This is a genomic window from Sanguibacter sp. 25GB23B1 (genome assembly GCF_040012415.1).
Lineage (GTDB): Bacteria > Actinomycetota > Actinomycetes > Actinomycetales > Cellulomonadaceae > Sanguibacter.
In genome coordinates this window covers 1-4,748 of record NZ_JBDYKL010000065.1, presented here as the reverse complement: position 1 = coordinate 4,748, position 4,748 = coordinate 1, and the positions used below count along the sequence as shown (strand labels likewise).

The following is a 4,748-nucleotide window of genomic DNA, read 5'->3' as shown; positions in this document are numbered from 1 at the left end:
TATAAGAGACAGACGAGGACGTCCAGGGTCGTCTCGACGCGCTCCGTGAGCGCTTCGGCACCCTCGTGGGCGTCGACGTGCAGAGCCTGCGCTCGGTCGGACGGGAGAGCGTCAGGCCTTGTCGGAGGTCTCGGAGGCGCTGGCGTCCTCGGCCTCGTCCACGACGATGCCCTCGTCGGCCACGACCGAGGCAGCGGCATCGTCCTCGTCCGACCCGATGAAGTCGGAGAGGTCCACGGTGGTTCCCGCACCGTCGAGGATCGTCACCTGGCGCAGGGCGACGGCGAGGGCCTTGGACCGAGCGACCTCGCCGACCATCGCCGGGATCTGACCGTTCTCGTCGATCGTCTTGATGAACGTGTTCGCGTCCATGCCGTACTGGCGGCTCGCGTTGACGAGGTAGTCGAGGAGCTCGTTCTGAGCGACCTTGACCTCGAGCTGCTCGGCGAGGATGTCGAGCACGATCTGGTTCTTCAGCGCGGTCTGCGTCTGCTCGGTGACCTCGGTGCGGTGCTCTGCATCCTCGAGGCGACCTTCGCCCTCGAGGTGACGGACGACCTCGGCCTCGATGACGCCGGCGGGCAGGGGGACGTCGCCCTTGGTGAGCTCCTCGAGGAGGAGGTCGCGGGCCTGGACGGCCTGGTTGGAGGACTTGATGTTCGCGGCCTGCTCGCGCAGGTCGGCGGTCAGCTCCTCGAGGGTGTCGAACTCGCTCGCCAGCTGGGCGAAGTCGTCGTCCGCCTCGGGCAGGTCGCGCTGCTTGACGGTCGTCGCTGTGACGGTGATGTCGGCGTCGGCGCCCTCGTGCTCGCCACCGGCGAGCGGAGCGACGAACGTCGTGGTCTCGCCGGCCGAGAGGTCGGTCAGCGCCTCGTCGAGGCCTTCGAGCATGTTGCCGGAGCCGATCTGGTACGAGATGCCGGAGACGTTGTCGACCTCCTCGCCCCCCACCTTCGCGGAGAGGTCGAGCACGACGAAGTCGCCCTCGGCTGCGGGACGGTCGACGCCCACGAGGGTGCCGAAGCGCTCACGGAGCGCGTCGAGACGACCCTGGACGTCCTCGTCGGTGACCTCGAGGTCGTCGACGGTCACGGTGATGCTCGAGAGCTCGGGGAGCTCGACCTCGGGGCGCACCTCGACCTCGGCGGTGAAGTGCAGCTCACCGGCGGTCTCGTCGACGTCGGGGACCTTGATGACCTCGACCTCGGGCTGACCGAGCGGGCGGATGTTCGTCTCGGTCACGGCCTGGCGGTAGAAGCCGGACAGCGACTCGTTGATCGCGTGCTCGAGGACGGCTCCGCGGCCGACGCGCTGGTCGACGATGCGTGCGGGGATCTTGCCCTTGCGGAAGCCCGGGACGGTGATCTGCTCGGCGATGTGCTTGTACGCATGATCGATGCTCGGCTTGAGCTCGTCGTACTCCACCTCGACGGTCAGCTTGACCTTGGTCGGGTCCAGGGTCTCGACGGCGCTCTTCACTTCGATGATCTCCAACTGATTGATGGCATGCCGAGTGCCCGGCACGGATACTTCTGAGCTTCTCGGGTCTCGCAGGAGCGACGGCCGCCTTCCGGCGGCGCTGCTCCCGCTCGTGGGTCAGCAATCACCCACGAGCGACCAGTAGATGGTACGCCACAGGGCCGCGTCCTATCGAACGCGGCCCTGTGACCATGGTCGGGGTGACAGGATTCGAACCTGCGACCTTCCGGCCCCAAACCGGACGCGCTACCAACCTGCGCCACACCCCGATGCTCGTGCACCACCCGTCGGCGCACTCGGGCAAGTGTAGTGGGATGCCGCAGCGCGCTGCGCACCCGAAACCTTTGCTAAGGTAGCTGCGCTGGTTCGAGCACGGGAGACCGTGTTCACGAGCCGCAAGCGGGCGTAGCTTAGTGGTAAAGCCTCAGTCTTCCAAACTGATGATGCGAGTTCGATTCTCGTCGCCCGCTCCACCGACGGCCCTCACGGCGCTCCCTCGCACGTCCCTCCCACGCATCCGCCCAGCGGGTTGCCCCATCAGGTCCTCGCGCCACGGCGAGGGAAGCGAGCTAGCCTTCCACCATGCGTTCACGGCTGCTGCACGCCCGAGAGTCCTTCTGGTTCATCCCGGCGCTGAGCGGCGCCGGGGCCGTTCTCCTCGCCCTCGCACTGATCGAGGTCGATCGGACCCTGCAGGCCGAGGGCGTCCGCTCGATCCCCCTCGTCGCCGACCTCTCAGCGACCGGGGGCCGCGCGATCCTCGCGGCGATCGGCGGGACGATGCTCGGGGTCGCCGCGACCTCGTTCTCCATCACGATCTCGGTCCTCGCGACGACGTCGTCGACATACGGCCCACGGCTGGTCCGCAACTTCATGGCGGACCGCGGCAACCAGGTGGTGCTCGCCGTCCACACGTCCGCCTTCCTCTACTCGCTCGTGGTGCTGCGCGCCGTGCGCACCGAGGAGGACTCGTCGACGACCTTCGTCCCGAGCCTCGCCGTCAGCGTGGCCGTCCTCTTCGCGACCGGCGGCGTCGCGGTGCTCGTCTACTTCATCCACCACATCGCGAGCTCCGTCCAGGTGACGACGCTCCAGGGCCGCGTCCTGTCCGAGCTGCTCTCCGTCATCGACCTCCTCTACCCCGAGGAGCCACGACGACGGGGCGAGCCACGAGGAGCGGCGGGGCTCACGCCGACGGGCGAGACGTTCCGGGCGGCGTCCTCGGGGTACGTGCAGCACGTCGACGTCAAGCGACTGTGCCGGGCAGCGACCTCGGAGGACGTCGTCCTGCGCGTCCTGGCGACTCCCGGCACGTACGTCCTCACGGGCCAGACGATCGCAGAGACGCTCGCCCCCGCCGACGGCGGGCCGGGTGAGCCCTCGGCGCCTCGCCGCACGTCGTCCTCCGACGAGCTCGCGCGGTCGGTGCCGTCGGCGTTCACCGTCGCAGCCCCCCGGACCCCGCACCAGGATCTGCGCTTCGCCGCACAGGGACTCGTCGAGATCGGCGTCCGCGGCCTCGCGTCCGGCGCGAACGACCCGTACACCTGCGTCTCCGCGGTCGACGCGCTGAGCGGGGCCCTGACGACGCTGTGCACCCGACCCGAGGCCTCCGACGAGGTCACCGACGACGAGGACCGGGTCCGTGTGCTCTGCGCGTGGCCCACACGCGCAGAGGTGCTCGCGGACGTCTTCCTCGCCCTCCGCACCTACGCGATGGACCATCCGCTCGTCGTCCGTGCGGGAGTCCGCCTGATCGACCGGCTCGAGTCCGTGACCAGCGGCGACACCCGCCACACGCTGCGGCTGGAGACCGACGCGTTCCACGAGGCGTACCTCGCGACGCAGCCACCGGCCTTCGACGCCGGCCCGGCGCTCGCGGCACTGAGCTCCGTCCGCCTGAGGCTGGCTGACGCGCGCTCGCCCGGGGTCCTGTAGACGGCGATCGCGGCGCCTGACCGTGCGTGCGTCGTCGGACGGTGGAGCGGCCGTGCACGGTGTGCGCACGCCCGGACGTTGCATGCCGCGCGCACCGTCGATAGAGTCGGGCGGACAGCATCCGCCGCGCACCCGCGCCCCGCGGAGACACGAGTCGGCGAGAGGAAGCGCAGTGAGCCTGCAGGTCATCACCTCGACCCGCCCCGTGCTCGTTCCGTGCGCTCCCTGCCCCGTGTGCTGTCGGTGTCTCTAGAGCGTTGACCCGCGACCGCCTCTGGCGGACCGTCAATGCTCCACACCCCTCGGCCGCCCTGTCGCGGCCGCTCCTGACCGCCACCGTCGTGCCCTCCGCAGGTCCTGACGTCCCTCAGGAGCATCGCTCCCCCTGTCGTACCGGCTCACCCCCACCCGGTCTCAGCGACCGTTCCCCAGAAAAGGACTCCCTCATGGCACGCATCTACGACGACGTCACGAAGCTCGTCGGCAACACCCCGCTCGTCCGGCTCAACCGCCTCACCGAGGGTGTCGGGGCGACCGTCGTCGCCAAGCTCGAGTACTACAACCCGGCGAACTCCGTGAAGGACCGCATCGGCGTCGCGATCATCGACGCGGCCGAGAAGTCCGGAGCCCTCACGGCCGGCGGGACGATCGTCGAGGCGACGTCCGGGAACACGGGCATCGCGCTCGCGTTCGTCGGGGCAGCCCGCGGCTACGACGTGGTGCTCACCATGCCGGACACGATGTCCAAGGAGCGACGAGCCCTCTTGCGCGCCTACGGCGCCGAGCTCATCCTCACCCCCGGGTCCGAGGGCATGAAGGGCGCGGTCACCAAGGCCAACGAGATCGCGGCCGAGCGTCCTGGCGCGATCCTCGCGAGCCAGTTCTCGAACGAGGCGAACCCGGAGATCCACCGGACGACGACCGCCGAAGAGATCTGGGCGGACACCGACGGCGCCGTCGACATCTTCGTCGCGGGAATCGGTACCGGCGGCACGATCACGGGCGTCGGTCAGGTCCTCAAGAAGTACAAGCCTGAGGTCCAGGTCATCGCGGTCGAGCCGGCGGAGTCCCCCATCCTCAACGGCGGTGCACCCGGCCCGCACAAGATCCAGGGCATCGGCGCGAACTTCGTCCCCGAGATCCTCGACACGACCGTCTACGACGAGGTCTTCGACGTCGACGCCGAGACGTCCGTGACAGTCGCGCGCCGCGCCGCGAAGGAGGAGGGCCTGCTCGTCGGCATCTCGTCCGGCGCCGCGATCCACGCCGCGCTCGAGATCGGCAAGCGCCCCGAGAACGCCGGCAAGCTCATCGTCGTCGTCGTGCCGTCG

Annotated in this window: 3 protein-coding genes and 2 tRNA genes; 3 read left to right on the top strand and 2 right to left on the bottom strand. The window is 69.4% G+C overall.

Features of this window, described 5'->3' with window-relative positions:
- Positions 1–111: 111 nt before the first annotated feature.
- Both tig and ABKW26_RS19945 read right to left on the bottom strand, forming a co-directional pair.
- The gene (gene tig / locus ABKW26_RS19950; protein ID WP_348595833.1) at positions 112–1,479 is read right to left on the bottom strand and encodes a trigger factor; all 1,368 of its coding nucleotides are present in this window, start codon (positions 1,477–1,479) and stop codon (positions 112–114) included.
- A 192-nt stretch (positions 1,480–1,671) separates the two neighbouring features.
- Positions 1,672–1,748: transfer RNA gene (locus ABKW26_RS19945), tRNA-Pro, on the bottom strand.
- A gap of 130 nt (positions 1,749–1,878) precedes the next feature.
- On the opposite strand from ABKW26_RS19945, the gene ABKW26_RS19940 reads away from it, so the two are divergent.
- From ABKW26_RS19940 to cysK, 3 genes are all read left to right on the top strand, one after another.
- Positions 1,879–1,952 (top strand) — tRNA-Gly (locus ABKW26_RS19940).
- Between the two features lie 109 nt (positions 1,953–2,061).
- Positions 2,062–3,417: a DUF2254 domain-containing protein gene (locus ABKW26_RS19935; protein ID WP_348595832.1), complete on the top strand. Its 1,356-nt coding sequence runs from the start codon at positions 2,062–2,064 to the stop codon at positions 3,415–3,417.
- A gap of 446 nt (positions 3,418–3,863) precedes the next feature.
- Positions 3,864–4,748, top strand: an 885-nt coding sequence (cysK, locus tag ABKW26_RS19930; protein WP_348595831.1) for a cysteine synthase A, incomplete at its 3' end; no start/stop codon positions are given.